The sequence below is a fragment of the Rahnella rivi genome, from assembly GCF_019049655.1.
Lineage (GTDB): Bacteria > Pseudomonadota > Gammaproteobacteria > Enterobacterales > Enterobacteriaceae > Rahnella > Rahnella rivi.
On record NZ_JAFMOX010000052.1, the window covers coordinates 127,938 to 145,626 of the forward strand.

General features: G+C 55.1%; 17 protein-coding genes and 1 tRNA gene. 16 read left to right on the plus strand and 2 right to left on the minus strand.

Going from position 1 to position 17,689, the window contains the following annotated elements; genetic code table 11:
* The first annotated feature begins 6 nt into the window (after positions 1 to 6).
* The 6 genes from J1779_RS07315 (at position 7) to J1779_RS07340 (ending at position 7,224) form a co-directional block, all read left to right on the plus strand.
* Entirely contained in the window at positions 7 to 885 is an 879-nt protein-coding gene (locus J1779_RS07315; protein ID WP_122095642.1) for an ABC transporter ATP-binding protein, read from the plus strand.
* Positions 882 to 1,598, plus strand: coding sequence for an ABC transporter ATP-binding protein (locus J1779_RS07320; RefSeq protein ID WP_217203321.1), 717 nt, complete (start codon positions 882 to 884; stop codon positions 1,596 to 1,598). Before J1779_RS07315 ends, J1779_RS07320 begins: the two co-directional genes overlap by 4 nt.
* A 438-nt stretch (positions 1,599 to 2,036) precedes the next feature.
* Positions 2,037 to 4,343 carry a phosphatidylglycerol--membrane-oligosaccharide glycerophosphotransferase gene (opgB, locus tag J1779_RS07325; RefSeq protein ID WP_217203323.1) on the plus strand — a complete coding sequence of 769 codons (2,307 nt, stop codon included), beginning with the start codon at positions 2,037 to 2,039 and terminating at the stop codon, positions 4,341 to 4,343.
* A 235-nt stretch (positions 4,344 to 4,578) separates the two neighbouring features.
* Complete coding sequence (locus J1779_RS07330) at positions 4,579 to 5,421, plus strand: MetQ/NlpA family ABC transporter substrate-binding protein (RefSeq protein WP_056780923.1); 843 nt, start codon at positions 4,579 to 4,581, stop codon at positions 5,419 to 5,421.
* Between the two features lie 11 nt (positions 5,422 to 5,432).
* On the plus strand, positions 5,433 to 6,587 hold the full coding sequence (locus J1779_RS07335; RefSeq protein WP_217203325.1) for a methionine ABC transporter ATP-binding protein: 1,155 nt from the start codon (positions 5,433 to 5,435) through the stop codon (positions 6,585 to 6,587).
* Positions 6,568 to 7,224, plus strand: coding sequence for a methionine ABC transporter permease (locus J1779_RS07340; protein WP_056780917.1), 657 nt, complete (start codon positions 6,568 to 6,570; stop codon positions 7,222 to 7,224). Before J1779_RS07335 ends, J1779_RS07340 begins: the two co-directional genes overlap by 20 nt.
* 42 nt (positions 7,225 to 7,266) lie before the next feature.
* Here J1779_RS07340 and J1779_RS07345 read toward each other — a convergent pair whose 3' ends face one another.
* Entirely contained in the window at positions 7,267 to 8,580 is a 1,314-nt protein-coding gene (locus J1779_RS07345; RefSeq protein ID WP_217203327.1) for an NAD(P)/FAD-dependent oxidoreductase, read from the minus strand.
* Positions 8,581 to 8,913: 333 nt separating this feature from the next.
* Between J1779_RS07345 and J1779_RS07350 the strand changes: the two genes are divergently transcribed.
* The 3 genes from J1779_RS07350 to J1779_RS07360 all read left to right on the plus strand — a co-directional run bounded on the left by J1779_RS07350 (position 8,914) and on the right by J1779_RS07360 (position 9,936).
* Complete coding sequence (locus J1779_RS07350) at positions 8,914 to 9,066, plus strand: Hok/Gef family protein (protein WP_072158177.1); 153 nt, start codon at positions 8,914 to 8,916, stop codon at positions 9,064 to 9,066.
* A gap of 208 nt (positions 9,067 to 9,274) precedes the next feature.
* On the plus strand, positions 9,275 to 9,634 hold the full coding sequence (locus J1779_RS07355) for a type II toxin-antitoxin system RelE/ParE family toxin (RefSeq protein ID WP_183846664.1): 360 nt from the start codon (positions 9,275 to 9,277) through the stop codon (positions 9,632 to 9,634).
* Positions 9,634 to 9,936, plus strand: a complete 303-nt coding sequence (locus tag J1779_RS07360) for a helix-turn-helix domain-containing protein (RefSeq protein WP_122095543.1) — start codon at positions 9,634 to 9,636, stop codon at positions 9,934 to 9,936. The genes J1779_RS07355 and J1779_RS07360 overlap by 1 nt, the downstream gene beginning before the upstream one ends.
* Before the next feature lie 86 nt (positions 9,937 to 10,022).
* Here the strand turns inward: J1779_RS07360 and J1779_RS07365 are convergent.
* A tRNA-Asn gene (locus tag J1779_RS07365) sits at positions 10,023 to 10,098 on the minus strand.
* A gap of 395 nt (positions 10,099 to 10,493) precedes the next feature.
* On the opposite strand from J1779_RS07365, the gene J1779_RS07370 reads away from it, so the two are divergent.
* From J1779_RS07370 to J1779_RS07400, 7 genes are all read left to right on the plus strand, one after another.
* On the plus strand, positions 10,494 to 11,366 hold the full coding sequence (locus tag J1779_RS07370; protein WP_056780909.1) for a MurR/RpiR family transcriptional regulator: 873 nt from the start codon (positions 10,494 to 10,496) through the stop codon (positions 11,364 to 11,366).
* Between the two features lie 27 nt (positions 11,367 to 11,393).
* The gene (gene ddpX / locus J1779_RS07375) at positions 11,394 to 11,975 is read left to right on the plus strand and encodes a D-alanyl-D-alanine dipeptidase (protein WP_217203329.1); all 582 of its coding nucleotides are present in this window, start codon (positions 11,394 to 11,396) and stop codon (positions 11,973 to 11,975) included.
* A 47-nt stretch (positions 11,976 to 12,022) separates the two neighbouring features.
* Complete coding sequence (locus J1779_RS07380; protein ID WP_217203330.1) at positions 12,023 to 13,600, plus strand: ABC transporter substrate-binding protein; 1,578 nt, start codon at positions 12,023 to 12,025, stop codon at positions 13,598 to 13,600.
* Between the two features lie 62 nt (positions 13,601 to 13,662).
* Complete coding sequence (locus J1779_RS07385; RefSeq protein ID WP_122095541.1) at positions 13,663 to 14,679, plus strand: ABC transporter permease; 1,017 nt, start codon at positions 13,663 to 13,665, stop codon at positions 14,677 to 14,679.
* Positions 14,680 to 14,682: 3 nt separating this feature from the next.
* Positions 14,683 to 15,594: a D,D-dipeptide ABC transporter permease gene (gene ddpC, locus J1779_RS07390; RefSeq protein WP_056780896.1), complete on the plus strand. Its 912-nt coding sequence runs from the start codon at positions 14,683 to 14,685 to the stop codon at positions 15,592 to 15,594.
* 1 nt (position 15,595) lies between these two features.
* On the plus strand, positions 15,596 to 16,615 hold the full coding sequence (locus J1779_RS07395) for an ABC transporter ATP-binding protein (RefSeq protein ID WP_217203332.1): 1,020 nt from the start codon (positions 15,596 to 15,598) through the stop codon (positions 16,613 to 16,615).
* Positions 16,615 to 17,571 carry an oligopeptide/dipeptide ABC transporter ATP-binding protein gene (locus J1779_RS07400; RefSeq protein WP_183846670.1) on the plus strand — a complete coding sequence of 319 codons (957 nt, stop codon included), beginning with the start codon at positions 16,615 to 16,617 and terminating at the stop codon, positions 17,569 to 17,571. Before J1779_RS07395 ends, J1779_RS07400 begins: the two co-directional genes overlap by 1 nt.
* Positions 17,572 to 17,689: the final 118 nt, after the last annotated feature.

The following is a 17,689-nucleotide window of genomic DNA, read 5'->3' on the forward strand; positions in this document are numbered from 1 at the left end:
GCGGTGATGAACGACAGCATCCTCAGCGTTGACCATCTGATGATGCATTTTGGCGGCATCAGGGCGCTCAATGACGTCAGCCTGGACGTTAAGCGCGGTTCGATCACCGCGTTAATCGGCCCGAACGGTGCCGGTAAAACCACGGTATTTAACTGCCTGACCGGTTTCTACAAAGCCACCGGCGGTTCCATTTCGCTGAACACCCGCCGGGGCGCGACCAATGTGATTCAGGTGCTCGGACAGAAATTCCAGCCTGACGACTGGATAAAACCGGCGCAGCTCGGCAAACGTATTTTCTACAAAATGTTTGGCGGCACGCATCTGGTTAACCGCGCCGGGCTGGCGCGTACTTTCCAGAATATCCGGCTGTTTCGGGAAATGTCGGTGGTCGAAAACCTGCTGGTGGCGCAGCACATGCAAACCAACCGCAATCTTATCGCCGGTGTTCTCAATACGCCGGGGTATCGCCGGGCAGAAAATCAGGCGCTGGATCGGGCATTTTACTGGCTGGAAGTGGTCGAACTGGTGGATTGTGCCAACCGGCTGGCGGGGGAGATGTCTTACGGGCAGCAACGGCGGCTGGAGATTGCCCGCGCCATGTGTACCGCACCGGAAATGATCTGCCTCGACGAACCGGCCGCCGGGCTCAATCCGGTGGAAACGCGCACGCTGAGCAAGATCATTCGCTTCCTGCGCGACCACCACGGGATCACCGTGCTGCTGATTGAACACGACATGGGCATGGTGATGGAGATCTCAGATCACATTATTGTGCTCGACCATGGCGATGTGATTGCCGGAGGACCGCCGCAGGCGATTCAGAATAATGAGAAAGTCATTGCCGCGTATCTGGGTGCTGATGAAGACGACGAGGTCAGCTTATGAGCGATGCACTGCTGGAGTTTCGTGACGTGGACGTTTTTTACGGTGCCATTCAGGCGCTGAAACAGGTGTCTCTGGAGGTCAGTCAGGGGGAAACCGTGGCGCTTATCGGCGCGAACGGCGCAGGAAAATCGACGCTGCTGATGTCGATTTTCGGGCAGCCACGCATTCGCAGCGGGCTGATTTTATTTCGCGGCGAAGATATCAGCCGCAAATCCACGCACTTCGTGGCGGCAGCGGGCATTGCCCAGTCGCCGGAAGGGCGGCGGGTGTTTCCGGATATGACCGTTGAGGAGAACCTGCTGATGGGCACGATCCCCGTCGGCAATAAACACGCGGCAGAGGATTTGCAATCCATGTTTGATTTGTTTCCCCGCCTGAAAGAGCGACGCAGACAGCGGGCGATGACCATGTCCGGCGGCGAACAACAAATGCTGGCGATTGCGCGGGCGCTGATGAGTCGCCCGAAACTGTTGCTGCTCGATGAACCCAGTCTCGGGCTCGCGCCAATTATCGTGAAACAGATTTTTCAGATCCTGCGCGAACTGGCGAAAAACGGCATGACAATCTTTTTAGTGGAACAGAATGCGCACCACGCCCTGAAACTCTCCGATCGCGCCTACGTGATGGTCAACGGGCAGATCCGCCTGAGCGGCAGCGGTGAGGCTTTACTGGTCAACCCCGAGGTGAGAAAGGCTTACTTAGGCGGCGTGTAAAGGGTCATTTTATTGCCCGGCGTGACGCCCGTGATGCCCGCATCGCGGGTTTTTTTTAGCGTTTTTTTCCTGAATTTTTCTCATTTCAAACGCTCCCTCCACATTTCACTCATACTATTCCCGTATCATGCAATTCCTACAATTTAGTGAACGGCAGGTTACATCTTTGCGGTATCATGCAGAGATAAGCATCACGAATTTGTGAAAAAATGGTTTATTCGGATAAATCAGTGACATAAAACAGCATCAGGGCGTTGACCCCCGGATGTTCAACAGGCTATATAGCGCAACCCGTTTTTGGCACAAAATTTTCCTGTCTCAGGGATGAAGTGAATGACAAACGGGTCATTTACTCGATGAATTGAACCGTCGGCGCTGCTGGCAAACAGCAGACTCGTTCGTAGTGTTTATTTTTTTTAATCAGACAGGGCGCTAAAAATGGCTTCTGAGTGGCTTTCATTTGTTTTATTTCTTTCCTCTATCTATTTCTACGTCACACGGGCGTCGGCCGGTCGTATCTGGTTTTCGCTGGTGCTGTTCTTCTTAGGGCTTTACGTCATTCTGAACGTGATCCTGATTGGCAGTAATTATTTCACCGGTGAAGGCATCACCGATGCGGTGTTATATACCGTAACCAGCAGCCTTAAAGGCGCCGGACTGAATAAATATATCCTGCCGTTCCTCGGCTTACTGGCCGGACTGGTCATCGTCTTCTGGCTGCTGGCCTGGGGCCTCAGACAGCGCCGTGCAAAAAGCAGCAGCTGGGTTTACAGCGTGCTGGCCGTGATGCTGGCGGTGTTTTCCGTCGGCTCGACTCAGGCCTTCCAGAACATTTCCCGTCTGGTGAAAACGCAAATGTCCGGCAGCGGCGCGGATTTCGATACGTATTACAAAGTGCCGGTGAAAGCCGTGAAGGGCGAGAAAAAGCCTAATCTGGTCTATATCTATGGCGAAAGTCTGGAACGCACCTATTTCGATGAAAAGGTCTTCCCGGGGCTGACCACCGAATTAAGCCGTCACAAGGCGGAAAGCACGGATTTCACCAACACCCGCCAGTTGCCGGGCACCGGTTACACCATTGCCGGCATGGTCGCTTCACAATGCGGGATCCCGCTGTTCGCGCCGTTTGATGGCAACGCCTCCAGCGCGCTGGCGACTTTCTACCCTGAAAACGTCTGTCTGGGCGATGTGCTTAAAGGCGCGGGTTACACCAACTACTTCTATCAGGGGGCCGAACTGGCGTTTGCCGGGAAAGGCACGTTCCTGAAATCCCACGGTTTTGACCACCTGTACGGCTACAATGAACTGCGTCCAACCGTTGCCGATCCGGCGTACAAAAATGACTGGGGCTGGTACGACGACACGCTGCTCGACGAGGTCTACAAGAAATTCATCGAACTGAGTAAAGCGGGTAAGCCATTCTCCCTGTTCACATTGACCGTGGATACGCACCACCCGGACGGTTTTATTTCCCGCGGCTGTACGCGCAAAGCTTATCCGGTCACCGGCAAACCGAATCAGTCTCTGAGCGCGGTGTCCTGTAGTCAGGAACTGATTGCGGCGTTTATCGATAAAATTAAAAAGTCGGGCTATTACGACAACACCCTGATTGTGGTGTCATCCGATCATCTGGCGATGAACAACACCGCCTACAACATTCTGACCAAACAGAACCGCAAAGATCTGTTCTTCGTGCTCGATGGCCGCAAACCTGTGGGTGATCTGAATGCCGCGAAGCGCAGTACGCTGGATAACGGTGCCACCGTGCTGGATATGATGGGCGGTGACAACTTTATCGGGCTCGGACGCAGCGGGATTTCTGCGACATCAATGACCGAGCAGTTCCTCAATATCGATGACAAAGTCAACGCCTGGAAACCGGCGGTCATTAAACAGTGGGGCTTCCCGAACAGCATCAAAAATTACACCGTCAGTAACAAGGAAAACAGTTTCACGTTCTCCGGAATGACCATCAAAACGCCGTTCATTTTGAAAGTCACCAGTGACAAGATCGAACCGATGTTTGACGTCTATTTATCCACGCCGCTGAAAAAACAGCTGTCCACGCTGTCCACCAGCGATAACTTTGTCTGGGTCGATAAATGCTACGAAATGGGTCGCGTCTGGGCACCTGAATTGTCGCTCAATACCGGCCTTTGCGTGGCTTCCGGCAACCTCGGAGCACGCCCGGGCATCGTGCAGGCAACGGGCGATACCTTTAAAGGCAAGGTGGATTTTGTGAAGGATACGTCCGGCAGCAACGCGATTTATCAGCAGACGGTAAAAATGCTGAACGTGGATGATGCCAATACCACCTATAAGTCTGAGGCGATAGCCTTCATGCTGCCGGGAATGCCGGAGCAGGTAAAAGCCATTACCGGTATTTCTGCGCTGGAAAACTGGGGCCGCTGGTCAGACGCTAATCTGGCGCCGTCGGTGAAAATTGATTACGTCAAACCTCTGCCGACCACCTTTGACGTGGTGATCCGCGCCAGAGCCTATGGCAATAATATTGATAAACCGGTGTCTGTGCGCGTCGGCGATCAGGAGCAGTTTGCTTCCTTTGGCGATAAAGACGGCACGGTGAAATTGCAGTTTACCAACCCCGGTGCGGCGCAAAGCATTGTTATCACACCACCGTCACCGACAGAACCGACCGAGGGCACCAGCGGCGGGTTCCTGCCGCGTAAACTCGGTATCGGCATGGTGTCGCTGGAAGTTCAGCCGGTCGATCCGCAGTCATAACGCCTCAGTCATCAGGACAAAAACCCGCTGCGGCGGGTTTTTTATTGGCCGTCATCTTGGCGCAAAATCCTTATCGTTTTTATCGCTTTACTATGCCATTTTGCATATTCAATTCAGGAATATGTATCTCTTAAACAATATTATAAAGAAATAAGCCGATCGGTATACTCGCCAAATTCCTGCGCAAAATCACAGCCATGTGCAGGCCTCTCATCAATACTTTTGGGGATAACCGATGCAGACTACATTCAACAAAACCAAGACCCGCGTTAACCGTGCATTTTTACTGGCAGCGACGTCTGCTGTCATGATTTCAAGCGGCATTCTTGCTCCGCTTTCTTTGGCGCAGGCGGCGGATAAAACCACCATTAAAGTCGGCATCATCAGTGGCGAAGACGAAGATGTCTGGCGCGAAGTGGTGAAGCAGGCGGCCGCGAAAGGGCTGACCGTGAAACCGGTGGTCTTCAATGATTACAACCAGCCTAACGAAGCGCTGCAAAACGGTGAAGTGGACGCCAATGCCTTCCAGCATCAGCCATTCCTCGATAATCAGATCAAAGTAAATCATTACGATATCGTGCGGGTGGGTTACACCGCTGTGTGGCCGATTGGTCTGTACTCTAAAAAAGTGAAAACGGCTGATGAGCTGAAAGAAGGCGCGGTGATCGGCGTTCCAAACGATCCGGCTAACGAAGCGCGTGGCCTGATCCTGTTACAACAGTCCGGCGTGATTAAACTGAAACCGGGCGCGGGTATTTTCGCGACCACCGCAGACATCATTGAGAACCCGCGTCACGTCACCATCAAAGAACTGGATTCCGGCATTATTGGCCGCTCCGTTCCGGATCTGGACGCGGCAATCGTCAACACTGACTGGGCGCTGAAAAGCGGCCTGACGGCGGCTGACCGTATCGCGCAGGAGCCGGTAAAAGGCAATCCTTACAACAACTTCATTGCAGTAAAAACAGAGAACGCCAATGCGCCGTGGGTGAAAACATTAGTTGCCGCCTACCAGAACGACGACGTGAAAAAAGTGTTTGATAAGGTCTATAAAGGCACCGGCGTCACGGCCTGGTAAGGATGTAAAGCATGACGATTATCTCTGAGATCGACGCGCATTTTACCGGTTCTTCCGCCGATGAACATCACGCCGGGGAAGCGCAGGTGCATGCGTTCGTAAGAGCTGAACGGACAGGCGCGGCTGAACATGCTGAAGACGTGGTGCAACTGCACCGCGTCAACCGCCGTTTCGCAAACACGCAGGCCCTCAAGGATGTGTCGTTAACCGTCAGGCGGGGAGAGATCCTCGGCCTTATCGGTCGCAGCGGGGCAGGGAAATCGACCCTGATCCGCTGCCTTAACGGACTGGAACAACCTGATGATGGCGTGATCAAAATCGAAGGGCACACCATCACCGGCCTTAGCGAAAAAGCGTTGCAGTCGGTGCGCAGTCGCGTCGGGATGGTGTTTCAGCACTTTAATTTACTGTCGGCCAAAACGGTTGAGCAAAACGTCGCGTTGCCGCTGAAAATTGCCGGTTACGACAAAGCACGCCGCCAGGCGCGGGTCGCCGAATTACTGGCACTGGTCGGGCTGGAAGATAAAGCCAAAAACTATCCGGCGGCGTTGTCCGGCGGGCAAAAACAGCGTGTCGGTATTGCCCGTGCGCTGGCCGCCAACCCGGCATTATTACTCTGCGATGAAGCCACCTCGGCACTCGATCCGGAAACCACGCGATCCATTCTGGCGCTGCTGCAATCCCTTAATCAAAAACTCGGCATCACCATTTTGCTGATCACCCATGAGATGGAAGTGATCAAAAAAATCGCCCACAGGGTGGCGGTGATTAACGCCGGTGAAATCATTGAGGAAGGGCCGGTCTGGCAGGTGTTTGCTCATCCGCAATCTCAGCTCACGCGCACGCTTTTACAGGGATTACTGCCCCAGTTACCGGAGGCGCTGGCCGAACAGCTTTCGCCGGTACGTCAGGGCGAGGCGATTTACAGCGTGCATTATGCCGGGCAAGGCCGTCAGGGCGAGATCCTCACACTGATGGCGGCGGAACTGCCGGGGCAATTCCGTCTGATTCAGGGCGGCGTCGACCATATCCAGCATTACGCCGTGGTGCGTTTTTTCTTCTCTGTCCCGGTTGATAAGCCGGCGTCAGAGCAGGCTGTTTTACACTGGCTGCACCAGCACCAGGCAACCGTGGAGCTGACAGGCTATGTCTCCAGTAATGCTTGATTTATTGATTAACGCTGTCGAAGAAACACTGCTGATGACCGCCATCTCCGGGCTGTTCTCACTGATTGCCGGTTTGCCACTTGGTCTGATTCTGGTGATGAGCAGCCCTGGCGGCATTGCCGAAAACCGCTGGGTCAACCGCTCGCTGGGGCTGGTCATCAACGGTTTCCGCTCACTGCCTTTCATCATTTTGCTGGTGGCATTGATTCCGGTAACGCGCTTTCTGGTCGGCACGTCGCTCGGCACCTGGGCAGCCATTGTGCCGCTCTCCATTACGGCGACACCGTATTTTGCCCGTGTTGCCGAAGTGTCTCTGCGCGATGTCGATCGTGGTCTGATTGACGCCGTTCGTGCGATGGGCGCCAGTAAACTGCGCATCGTCTGGGACGTGCTGATCCCGGAAGCATTGCCCGGTATTTTATCCGGGTTTGTGGTGACGCTGGTGGCGCTGATTGGGGCGTCGGCGATGGCGGGGGCTATCGGCGCAGGCGGGTTGGGCGATCTGGCAATCCGTTACGGCTATCAGCGTTTTGAAACGGTGGTGATGATTGAAGTGATTGTGGTGCTGATTGTCATGGTCTGCGGCATTCAGTGGCTGGGCGATCGCATCGTGGCACGCGTCGATAAACGCCATTAAAAAAGCCGGTCGTCTGTGAATGGCGACCGGCCCGTTCAGTCATTACATTTCACTGCGTGAGCGCCAGCGTTCGCGCGCCATAAACCCTTTCACACCGATATCCAGGAACGGGCGCGGCGGCAGATAACTGGCGCGCCCAACCGTATGCATATCGGCCAGGAGCGGGTGATCTTCTCCCGCCGCATGATCCGCCAGCAACCTTCCAAAGGCGCTCTGCTTTGAGCTGCCGGAGCCGTTGCATCCCGCCGAAGAATAGACATTCTCCGACAGATTTCCCCACACCGGCGCACCGTTGCGCGTAATGCTGATCAATCCTGACCAGGTGTAGGCCATATTGACGTCCTGCAACTGCGGATAAATGCGGGCGAACAATTCCTGATGGCGTCGCGCATGGCGGCCGGTTTCTACCGCACCGGTCACCAGACCCGGCGTGAAATTAACATGCTCGCGGATCAGGAAGCGGTGATCGGCGGTATAGCGCAGCGTCGCGCCCGCCAGCGCATTCACCGGAGTTGAGCCCCATGGCGAAATATCCCCGATCCGCTGGCGTTGTTCCGGCGTCAGCGGTTCAGTGAGGGTGGCAAACGTCGACATGGCAAACACGTTGCCTTTAAACAAGGGTAATCCGCGCGCCGCGCCATTAATCGCCAGCATCAGTTTGCGTGCCCGGACTTCTCCATGCGGGGTTTCAGCCCGGATCGCGCCATGTGTATCAATCTGCAACGCCGGAGAATTGGCATAGACGGTAACGTTCGGGGGCAGGGTCGCCACCAGCCCGCTGATAAGCGCAGCCGGATTCACCAGAATGCAGTTGGGCGTATATACCGCACTGCGATAAAAACCAGTGCCCAGACGCTGTTTCAGCGCTGCGTTATCCAGCCGTTCAAAACGTTCGCCCAGCGTGGTGAGTTCGTCCTGATAGTGCGCGATGTCATCATCAAATTGTTCGCTCACCGCGCAGTGATATTTCCCGGCGTTCTGCCAGTCGCATTCAATACCGTGCTGATCGACAGTTTCTTTCAAATGCGCAAGACCAAACTGTAAAAGACGGCGGTAAGTCTGTGCCTGCTCCAGCTCAGCGGAGGTACTGCCAACCGTGTGCGGCAGGTCAATCACGAAACCGGAGTTACGCGCAGAGGCGTTATCCGCGACATCCAGCGCTTCGAGCACGACAACGTGTTCATGCGGGCGAAGCTCCGCAATACGGCGGGCAAACGCCAGCCCGGCAAACCCTGCGCCAATCACCAGCCAGTCAGCGGTTACTTTACCGTGCAACGCCGGATGGCGGGGCGTGTTACCGCGCACGGCAGCCCAGCCATTAATATTCTGATCAAGAGGTAAATGTTTAATTTTCATCGTTATGTGAGGTCGTTATCCCAGGTGGTTCGATCCTAATGGATAGACGTATAGATGTCTAATGCGGATTAGACATAACGATAGAGGGGTCAGTAAGGGCCGGTTAAAATTAGGACAAAGTGAACGAAAATCAGGCAGGGTTAACTTGATAGAATGCGCGCGGGTGCTTGAGGCTTATCTGGCTTGAGCAGCGTTGTGAAAGACATAAAAGTTGTTCAAGGCATAATAAGAAGAAAGCCCCGAGGAGATTTTTCAATCAACCCGAGGCTATCACTTCATGCCTAGACAACATGAGGATAGCCTCTTAAAAGCAGAAATGCAACGGAGGGCAAGATGTCGCGAAAGCTTGTGTTACACGGACTCATCGTGGTTTGTTTCACATTGCTGGCCTGGACCTGGATGGTGCGTGATTCGCTGTGCGAATTGCATATTAAGCAGGGGAAAACAGAAATTGCGGCAGTCTTAAGCTACGAAATTAAGAGCTAACCGTAAGGTGGGGTTCGCCCCACCTTTTTGGTTGTTGTCGACGTATGTTGGCCTCAGGCACCCATTCTTTAACATTACCCTGCTTATTCTGGAAGCTGTATTCCGTATTGGAAACGTCCCACTTGTTCATCACTCCCTTCACGCATTATCTTCTGATTATAGTATTTGACCTATATAGCATTTGAACTATAATCGACAAGGAGTCACTGTGTGGATGATTAATACGACAGAAAAATTTGATGGCTGGTTCGATGATCTTGATGACATTGATCAAGCGAATGTGTTGGCGCTGGTGATTGTCCTGCAAGATAAAGGGCCTGCATTATCCCGGCCTTATGCAGATACAGTGAATCACTCCCGGCATCGCAATATGAAAGAATTGCGCATCCAAAGTAAGGGCGATCCCCTTCGGGCGTTTTATGCTTTTGATCCTTTGCGCAGAGGTATTTTACTTTGCGCGGGAAACAAAGTGGGTAATGAAAAACGCTTTTATGAAGTCATGATACCGGTCGCCGACAATGAATTTACACGGCACCTGAATACGATAAAAGAAAAGGAATTGCCTTAATGAGCAGAACCCTTGAACAGCTACTGGCATCCGTAAAACCTGAAGTCGCTGCACAAGCGCAGGCGATGGCCGTTGATATTTTGATTACCCTTGAGCTGGCCGAACTGCGGGAAAGAATGAATAAAACACAATGTGAGATGGCTGAAGCGTTGGGCATTAAACAGCCTACGGTTGCCGGTATGGAAAAGCCGGGCCGTGACCTGAAATTGTCGACGTTGAAACGTTATGTTGAAGCAGCGGGTGGCAAGTTGCGTCTGGAAATCGATTTGCCGGATGGCACTCATTTTGGATTTGCGATGTAACCGCATGGCCTGACCTGCACGAATTCGTGCACATAATCAGAATGCAAAAAACCCGCTTAAGTTTCCTTAAGCGGGCTTTTCTAATTTGGCTCCTCTGACTGGACTCGAACCAGTGACATACGGATTAACAGTCCGCCGTTCTACCGACTGAACTACAGAGGAATCGTTTGAACGGGGCGAATAATAACGACTGCCCGTGGGCATGTCAAAGGGTTAACGAAAAAAGATGACCGACTGCTTTCTTAATATCCAACCTGTTGACTATTAAGACAAAGTGATTGATTCCTTGTCCTCAAATTGCCTTATCTGCCTCTGCGTGCGCGGAGGATGCACTAAAAGTACACACAAGCTGCCTGTTTGTTGTGCACCTCTCGCTCATCCGGCGGTTCTGTAAAAGGACCAGGCCGGGTTTTTAGCGACTTTCCGGCCTGAACGCCCCCTGATTCAAGATCTGCTGCACAAATTTCACTCATTTCTCGGGGTTGGCACACCCCGTGCATTGTTATTTAACTAACAAGAGCTAATTTTATGACAATAAAGCAACACGGAGTTAACCAATGCAGCCAGCGCAGGATGTGATTGAACAAATCGAAGCCTCGTTCGCCGTGCAGACGCCAACCGGCAAGCGCATCGCCAGTTATCTGCTGGCAAATCTGGCGCAGATCCCGTTTGAGACGGCGGACAGCATCGCGCGTAGCGCAGCGACCAGCGGCATTTCCGTCGGGCGTTATCTGCGCAGCCTCGGCTATCGCAATCTGGATCACTTCAAGCAAACGCTGCGCCTGCAAAGTGGCACCGCCTATCAGCCGTGGGTGGTGACCGACCGCCTTGGCGCATATCGCGAGCGCAGCAAACAGCCGCAGCAGGAAAAGCTCCGGCAGTCACTGACGCTCGAACTTGAAGCCATCAATCATGTGTATCAGCTGGCACAGAGCGACAGCTTTGCGCAGATCAGCCGGCGTCTGGCCGATGCGGAGGCCGTATTCATTCTCGGGATCCAGTCCGTGCGCGGCATTGCCAACAATTTCTCCAGTTATCTCGAATACTTACGCCCGAAAGTCTATTTCGCCGACGGCCTTTCCGGCACCTATGTTGAATCGCTGAATTCGGAATTCGCGCAGCCTTATCTGGTGGTCACCGACACCCGTGCGTATTCAAAAATGGCGCAAACCTATTGCGAAGCGGCCTGCGAACGCGGGCTGAATGTCGCGCTGATCACCGACATTTACTGCCCGTGGGCGCGCGATTATCCGGTGGATTTGTTGCAGGTGAAAACCGACACCGGCCAGTTCTGGGATTCGATGGCGCCACTCAGTTGCCTGTTCAATCTGCTGTGTTCGGCGGTGCTCGAACTGCGCGGTAACGACGTGGAGCAGCGTCTGGCCAATAACCGGATTTTACAAAAACAGCTCGGACAATTTGAATCCTAACCTTCACACCAGCGGACAGATTTATTGATGAACACAAAAACACCTGATATCGCCCTGATCGATCTGGCAGAGGTTTTACCCGATGCCGTCATCGACCTGAAATATGCCACGGCAGATAACCTGACCGGTCAGCCGATTTATCGCGAATCGCGCTGCCTGTTACACCCTGATGCGGCTGCTGCACTGGTGCGCTGTAACCAGGTGGCAAAACTGGCCGGCTTTACCCTGAAAATTTACGACGCTTACCGGCCACAGGCGGCGCAGGCCTATTTGTGGGCGGCCTTTCCAAACCCGGATTATGTGGTGGATATCAGACTCGGTTCGCACCACAGCCGCGGGGTGGCGGTGGATCTGACCCTGCTGGATGAGCAGGGCAACGTGGTGGATATGGGCGCGGGCTTTGATGAAATGACCGAAGTCTCGCACCCGTTTTATCCGGATTTACCGCCGCACATTCAGCGTAACCGCCTGTTGCTCAACGCCGTGATGGCGGCGGGCGGCTTTAAAGGTATCACCAGCGAGTGGTGGCACTTTGAATTACCGGATGCCAAAACGTATCCGTTGTTGGAAGAGCGGTTCGGCTGCTTTCCGCCGGTGAATGCCGCGTAATCATTGCACGTCTCTTATCACTTTTTGACAGAGCCAGGAGTTCTCCGATGAGCAACACAGCAATCAACACGTTCCGCAAAAATACCAAGACACAGATCGCCGGTGCCATTTTTCTGGCCTTGTCAGGCTTAAGTTTTGCCGCCCAGGCCGCCGTGCCGAAAGACATGCTGGTGATTGGTAAAGCGGCGGATCCGCAAACGCTGGATCCGGCGGTGACCATTGACAACAACGACTGGACGGTGACCTATCCGGCGTATCAGCGTCTGGTGCAGTACAAAACCGAAGACGGTAAAGGCTCAACGCAGGTGGAAGGCGATCTGGCGGCAAGCTGGACGGCTTCACCCGATCAACTGGTCTGGACCTTCAAACTCAAGCCCGGCGCCAAATTTGACGATGGCACCGACGTCAATGCCGACGCGGTGAAATGGTCCTTTGAGCGTCTGATGAAGATCGGTCAGGGTCCGTCGGAAGCTTTCCCGAAAGACATGACGGTGACGGTGGTGGATCCCATGACGGTCACCTTTACGCTGAAAACGCCGTTCGCGCCATTCCTCTACACGCTGGCCAATGACGGCGCAGGCATCGTCAACCCGGCGATTGCCAAAGCCAATCCTGCCGACGAAGGTAAGGCGTGGCTGGCCGGTCATACCGCCGGTTCCGGCCCTTACAAGCTGGATCGCTGGCAGAAAGGTCAGCAACTGGTGCTGGTACCGAACCCGCACTACAACGGCGCGAAACCGGCGTTCAAACGCGTGACCGTGAAAATTATCGGTGAAAGCGCCACCCGCCGCCTGCAGCTGTCGCGTGGCGATCTGGATATCGCCGATTCCCTGCCGATGGATCAGCTGGCGGCACTGAAGAAAGAGGGCAACGTTGCTGTCGAGGAATTCCCGTCGCTGCGCGTGACCTATCTCTATCTCAATAATGCCAAAACGCCGCTCAATCAGGTGGATTTACGCCGCGCGATTTCCTCAGCCGTGGATTATCAGGGCATGGTGAAAGGCATTCTCGGTGGCAATGCCAAACAGATGCGCGGGCCAATTCCTGAGGGCATGTGGGGCTTCGACCCGACGGCGAAGCAATACACCTTAGATCTGACGCAGGCGAAATCCGATCTGGAGAAAGTCAAAGAGAAACCGAAGACGCTGGATTTCCTGTATTCCGATAACGATCCGAACTGGGAATCTATCGCGCTTGCCGTGCAGGCGAGCCTCGGTCAGGCCGGTATCAACGTGAAGCTGGAAAAACTGGCAAATGCCACCATGCGCGACCGCATCGGGCAGGGCGATTACGACATCTCCATCGGTAACTGGAGCCCGGATTTCGCTGACCCGTACATGTTCATGAACTACTGGTTTGAGTCCGATAAAAAAGGCCTGCCGGGTAACCGTTCTTTCTACGCCAATCCTGAGGTCGATGCCTTACTGAAAAAAGCGGTGTCGGTGACCGATCAGAAAGAGCGTACTGGTTACTACCAGCAGGCGCAGAAAATCGTTATCGACGAAGCGGCGTACGTTTACCTGTTCCAGAAAAACTATCAGGTGGCGATGAACAAAGACGTGAAAGGCTTTGTTTTCAACCCGATGCTGGAGCAGGTGTTTAACGTGGGGCAAATGCACAAGTAACAGCGGCATCATTCACGAAAGCCCCTTTCAGGATCTGAAGGGGGTTTTACGGGGAAAACACTATGACTTTTTGGACGTTGATCCGCCAGCGCTGCTGGGGCCTGATACTGGTGATGGCGGGCGTTTGCGTGATCACTTTTATCATCTCGCACATGATCCCCGGTGATCCGGCGCGGTTACTGGCGGGCGATCGCGCAAGTAATGAAATGGTCGAACATATCCGTGAACAGCTCGGGCTGAACCAGCCGCTGTATGTACAGTTTTTCCGTTATGTCAGTGATTTGCTGCACGGTGATTTGGGCACGTCGATCCGCACCGGACGTCCGGTGCTGGAAGACCTGAAAGCCTTCTTCCCGGCGACGCTGGAGCTTGCGGTCAGCGCCCTGTTTCTGGCGATTGTGCTTGGCATTCCGCTGGGCGTGTTGTCGGCGGTATACCAGAATAAATTTCCCGATCATCTGGTGCGTTTGCTTTCCGTACTGGGCATTTCCACGCCTGCATTCTGGCTGGGGCTGGGCGTCATCATCCTGTTTTACGGCCATCTGAACCTGCTGCCGGGCGGCGGAAGGCTCGACGACTGGCTGGATCCTCCGGCTGATATCACCGGTTTTTATGTGCTCGACTCCCTGCTGACCGGCAACTGGGAGACGTTCTGGAACAGTCTGCAACATCTGGCGATGCCCGCGCTGACGCTGGCGTTCGTCCATATGGGCATCGTGGCGCGGCAAATTCGCTCGGCGATGCTGGAGCAACTGAATGAAGATTATATCCGCACGGCGCGTGCCAACGGGCTTTCGCGCTGGCGGGTGATCCTCAGCCACGCCTTGCCGAACGCGCTGATCCCGTCGGTGACGGTGCTCGGGCTGGCGATGGGCGATTTACTCTACGGCGCGGTGCTGACCGAAACCGTTTTTGCCTGGCCGGGTATGGGCGCGTACGTGGTGAATTCGATTCAGGCGCTGGATTTCCCGGCGGTGATGGGCTTTGCGGTGGTGGTGTCGTTTGCGTACGTCATCGTCAATTTGTGTGTGGATTTACTGTATGTGTGGATCGATCCGCGCATTGGCCGTGAGGGGTGAGGCATGTCTGTGATTGAACCGGGCGTCAATAATCACCGGGCCGATATCGTGGCACCGGACGTCAAACCGCGTTTCGCCAGCTGGCGGCGCACATTTCATCTGCTGAGCCGCAGCCCGCTGACCCTGCTCGGGCTGGCGATCATGCTGATCGTACTTTTCATCATGATTTTCTCGCCGTGGCTGGTACCGCATGACCCGAACGCCATCAGTCTGACCGACCGGCTGCAGGCACCTTCCGCGCTGCACTGGTTTGGCACTGATGAAGTCGGGCGCGATCTGTTCAGCCGCGTGTTGATTGGCAGCCAGCAGTCGGTCGCGGCAGGGCTGGCGGTGGTGATTATCGCGGGCAGCATTGGCTCGTTGCTCGGCTGTTTTTCCGGCGTGGTCGGCGGTCTTGTGGATGCGCTGATCATGCGCTGCATGGACATCATGCTCTCGGTGCCGTCGCTGGTATTAACCATGGCGCTGGCCGCCGCGCTCGGGCCAAGTCTGTTTAACGCCATGCTGGCGATTGCCGTGGTGCGCATTCCATTTTATGTGCGGCTGGCGCGCGGGCAAACGCTGATGCTGCGCCATCAGGCATATATGCAGGCCACGCGCACATTCGGCGCGTCGCGCTGGCATCTGATTACCTGGCACGTTTTACGCAACGTTATGCCGCCGCTGGTGGTGCAGGCTTCACTGGATATCGGCACCTCGATCCTGATGGCGGCGACGCTCGGCTTTATCGGCCTCGGTGCGCAGCAACCGACCGCAGAATGGGGCGCAATGGTGTCTAACGGCCGCAATTACATTCTTGATCAGTGGTGGTATTCGGCATTCCCCGGCGTGGCGATCCTGATCACCGCCACCGGTTTTAACCTGTTCGGCGACGGTCTGCGCGACCTGCTGGATCCGAAAAGCAGAGGGCGCTGACATGACTGAGCAAACCCACGGGCCGGTACTGGAAATTGACAAGTTGCAGCTGGTCTTTCCGGTTTACGGCGGCGAAGTAAAAGCACTGAATCAGGTGTCACTGTCGGTCAGTGCCGGTGAAATTGTCGGCGTGGTCGGTGAGTCCGGTTCGGGCAAATCGGTCACCGCGATGATGGCGATGCGCCTGTTGCCGCCCGACGGTTTTACCGTCACCGGCGGCGAATTACGCATGCTCGGCACCGACGTGGTGCGCGCCAGTGAAGAGCAGATGCGTACTTTGCGCGGCGCACGCGTCGCGATGATTTTTCAGGAGCCGATGAACGCCCTGAACCCGACGCGCAAAATTGGCCGTCAGATGTGCGAAGTTATCTGCCTGCATCAGAAACTCAGCAAGGCGCAGGCGTGGCAAAAAGCCATCGGGTTACTCGATGACATGCAGATCGCCGACGCTGAGCAGGTGATGACCCGCTATCCGTTTGAACTCTCCGGCGGTATGCGCCAGCGGGTGTTAATCGCCATGGCCTTTTCCTGCGAGCCGGAACTGATCATCGCCGACGAACCGACGACGGCGCTGGATGTCACGGTGCAGCGTCAGGTACTGCGGTTACTCCAGCGCAAAGCCCGCGCCAGCGGCACCGCCGTGTTATTTATCACCCATGACATGGCGGTGGTGTCGCAGCTGTGCGACCGGGTTTACGTGATGTATGCCGGGCACGTGATCGAAAGCGGCAATACCACGGATGTGATCGACACGCCGTCGCACCCGTATTCCATCGGCCTGTTGCAGGCGGCCCCGGAAAACGGTACCCCCCGCAGCCTGCTGAAAGCCATTCCCGGCACGGTGCCGAATCTGTCAAAACTGCCACAGGGCTGTGCGTTTCGCGGGCGGTGTCATTATGCCGATGACCGCTGTTTCACCACGCCGGAACTTACCCCGCTGGCCCGGCATCCGCAGCAATCCGTTGCCTGCTGGCATCCGCAGCGTGAAATCCGCATCCAGCCGATTGAGGAGCTTTCCTGATGATTGATGAAGCGTTAGTCGAACTCCAGGATGTGCGCGTACGTTTTCCCGCAAGCTTTAACTGGCGCGGTAAACCGACCGGTTATGTGCATGCGCTGAACGGGCTGGATCTCAATATTATCCGTGGCGAAACCTTAGGGATTGTCGGCGAATCCGGCTGCGGAAAGAGCACGCTGGCACAATTACTGATGGGATTACAAAAGCCGAGCAGCGGGGAAATCCACCGCGCGCGCCACGACAATTCATGGTTTGGTTCCGGGATGCAGATGGTGTTTCAGGATCCGCAATCGTCGCTGGATCCGCGTCTGCCTGTCTGGCGGATCATCACCGAGCCGGTGTTCGTGCAAAAACACAACAGCAGCCGCGAACGTCGTGAACTGGCCGCCACGCTGGCGGAACAGGTAGGCATCCGCAAGGAATATCTCGACCGTCTGCCGCATGAATTTTCCGGCGGTCAGCGTCAGCGTATATCCATCGCCCGCGCGTTATCTTCAGAGCCAGACATCATTGTGCTGGATGAACCGACCTCCGCGCTGGATATTTCGGTACAGGCGCAAATCCTCAATTTGCTGGTAGAACTGCAACGCCAGCGCAACCTGACCTACGTGCTGATTTCTCATAACGTATCCGTCGTGCGCCACATGAGCGACCGCGTGGCGGTGATGTATCTGGGGCAAATCGTGGAACTGGGCGCAGCAGAAAAAGTGCTGACCGAACCGCAGCATCCCTATACCCGGTTGCTGCTCGATTCCGTTCCCCGCGCGGGACGTGCGCTTGATGACGGAATAGTGGATAAGAAAGGGGAGTTACCCAGTAACCGAAATCTGCCGATGGGGTGTTATTTCCGCGAACGCTGCCCGCTGGCCGGCGACGGCTGCCAGATGCCGCAGGATCTTGTCTGCGGGGCAGATGGGGTGGTGGCGAGATGTCATCGGGTTATGTCGGGGCGGGTCTAAAGACGCTTTTTTAATTTCAAAATCGTGGGTTGCCATCCACATGGGCCTTAAGGTCAAAACCGTGGGCGTCGGCCCACACCGACTTGGGGGGCGGCATATCGCCGCCGCCCCCCAAGAC

Excerpts from the sequence above, each read along its gene's own strand:
- J1779_RS07345 (WP_217203327.1), bottom strand. The coding sequence starts at position 8,580 with ATGAAAATTAAACATTTACCTCTTGATCAGAATATTAATGGCTGGGCT.
- J1779_RS07315 (WP_122095642.1), top strand. The coding sequence starts at position 7 with ATGAACGACAGCATCCTCAGCGTTGACCATCTGATGATGCATTTTGGC.
- J1779_RS07335 (WP_217203325.1), top strand. The coding sequence starts at position 5,433 with ATGACGATTATCTCTGAGATCGACGCGCATTTTACCGGTTCTTCCGCC.
- J1779_RS07400 (WP_183846670.1), top strand. The coding sequence starts at position 16,615 with ATGATTGATGAAGCGTTAGTCGAACTCCAGGATGTGCGCGTACGTTTT.
- ddpC (WP_056780896.1), top strand. The coding sequence starts at position 14,683 with ATGTCTGTGATTGAACCGGGCGTCAATAATCACCGGGCCGATATCGTG.
- J1779_RS07350 (WP_072158177.1), top strand. The coding sequence starts at position 8,914 with ATGTCGCGAAAGCTTGTGTTACACGGACTCATCGTGGTTTGTTTCACA.
- J1779_RS07370 (WP_056780909.1), top strand. The coding sequence starts at position 10,494 with ATGCAGCCAGCGCAGGATGTGATTGAACAAATCGAAGCCTCGTTCGCC.
- J1779_RS07320 (WP_217203321.1), top strand. The coding sequence starts at position 882 with ATGAGCGATGCACTGCTGGAGTTTCGTGACGTGGACGTTTTTTACGGT.
- J1779_RS07380 (WP_217203330.1), top strand. The coding sequence starts at position 12,023 with ATGAGCAACACAGCAATCAACACGTTCCGCAAAAATACCAAGACACAG.
- J1779_RS07360 (WP_122095543.1), top strand. The coding sequence starts at position 9,634 with ATGAGCAGAACCCTTGAACAGCTACTGGCATCCGTAAAACCTGAAGTC.
- J1779_RS07395 (WP_217203332.1), top strand. The coding sequence starts at position 15,596 with ATGACTGAGCAAACCCACGGGCCGGTACTGGAAATTGACAAGTTGCAG.
- J1779_RS07340 (WP_056780917.1), top strand. The coding sequence starts at position 6,568 with ATGTCTCCAGTAATGCTTGATTTATTGATTAACGCTGTCGAAGAAACA.
- ddpX (WP_217203329.1), top strand. The coding sequence starts at position 11,394 with ATGAACACAAAAACACCTGATATCGCCCTGATCGATCTGGCAGAGGTT.
- J1779_RS07385 (WP_122095541.1), top strand. The coding sequence starts at position 13,663 with ATGACTTTTTGGACGTTGATCCGCCAGCGCTGCTGGGGCCTGATACTG.
- J1779_RS07330 (WP_056780923.1), top strand. The coding sequence starts at position 4,579 with ATGCAGACTACATTCAACAAAACCAAGACCCGCGTTAACCGTGCATTT.
- opgB (WP_217203323.1), top strand. The coding sequence starts at position 2,037 with ATGGCTTCTGAGTGGCTTTCATTTGTTTTATTTCTTTCCTCTATCTAT.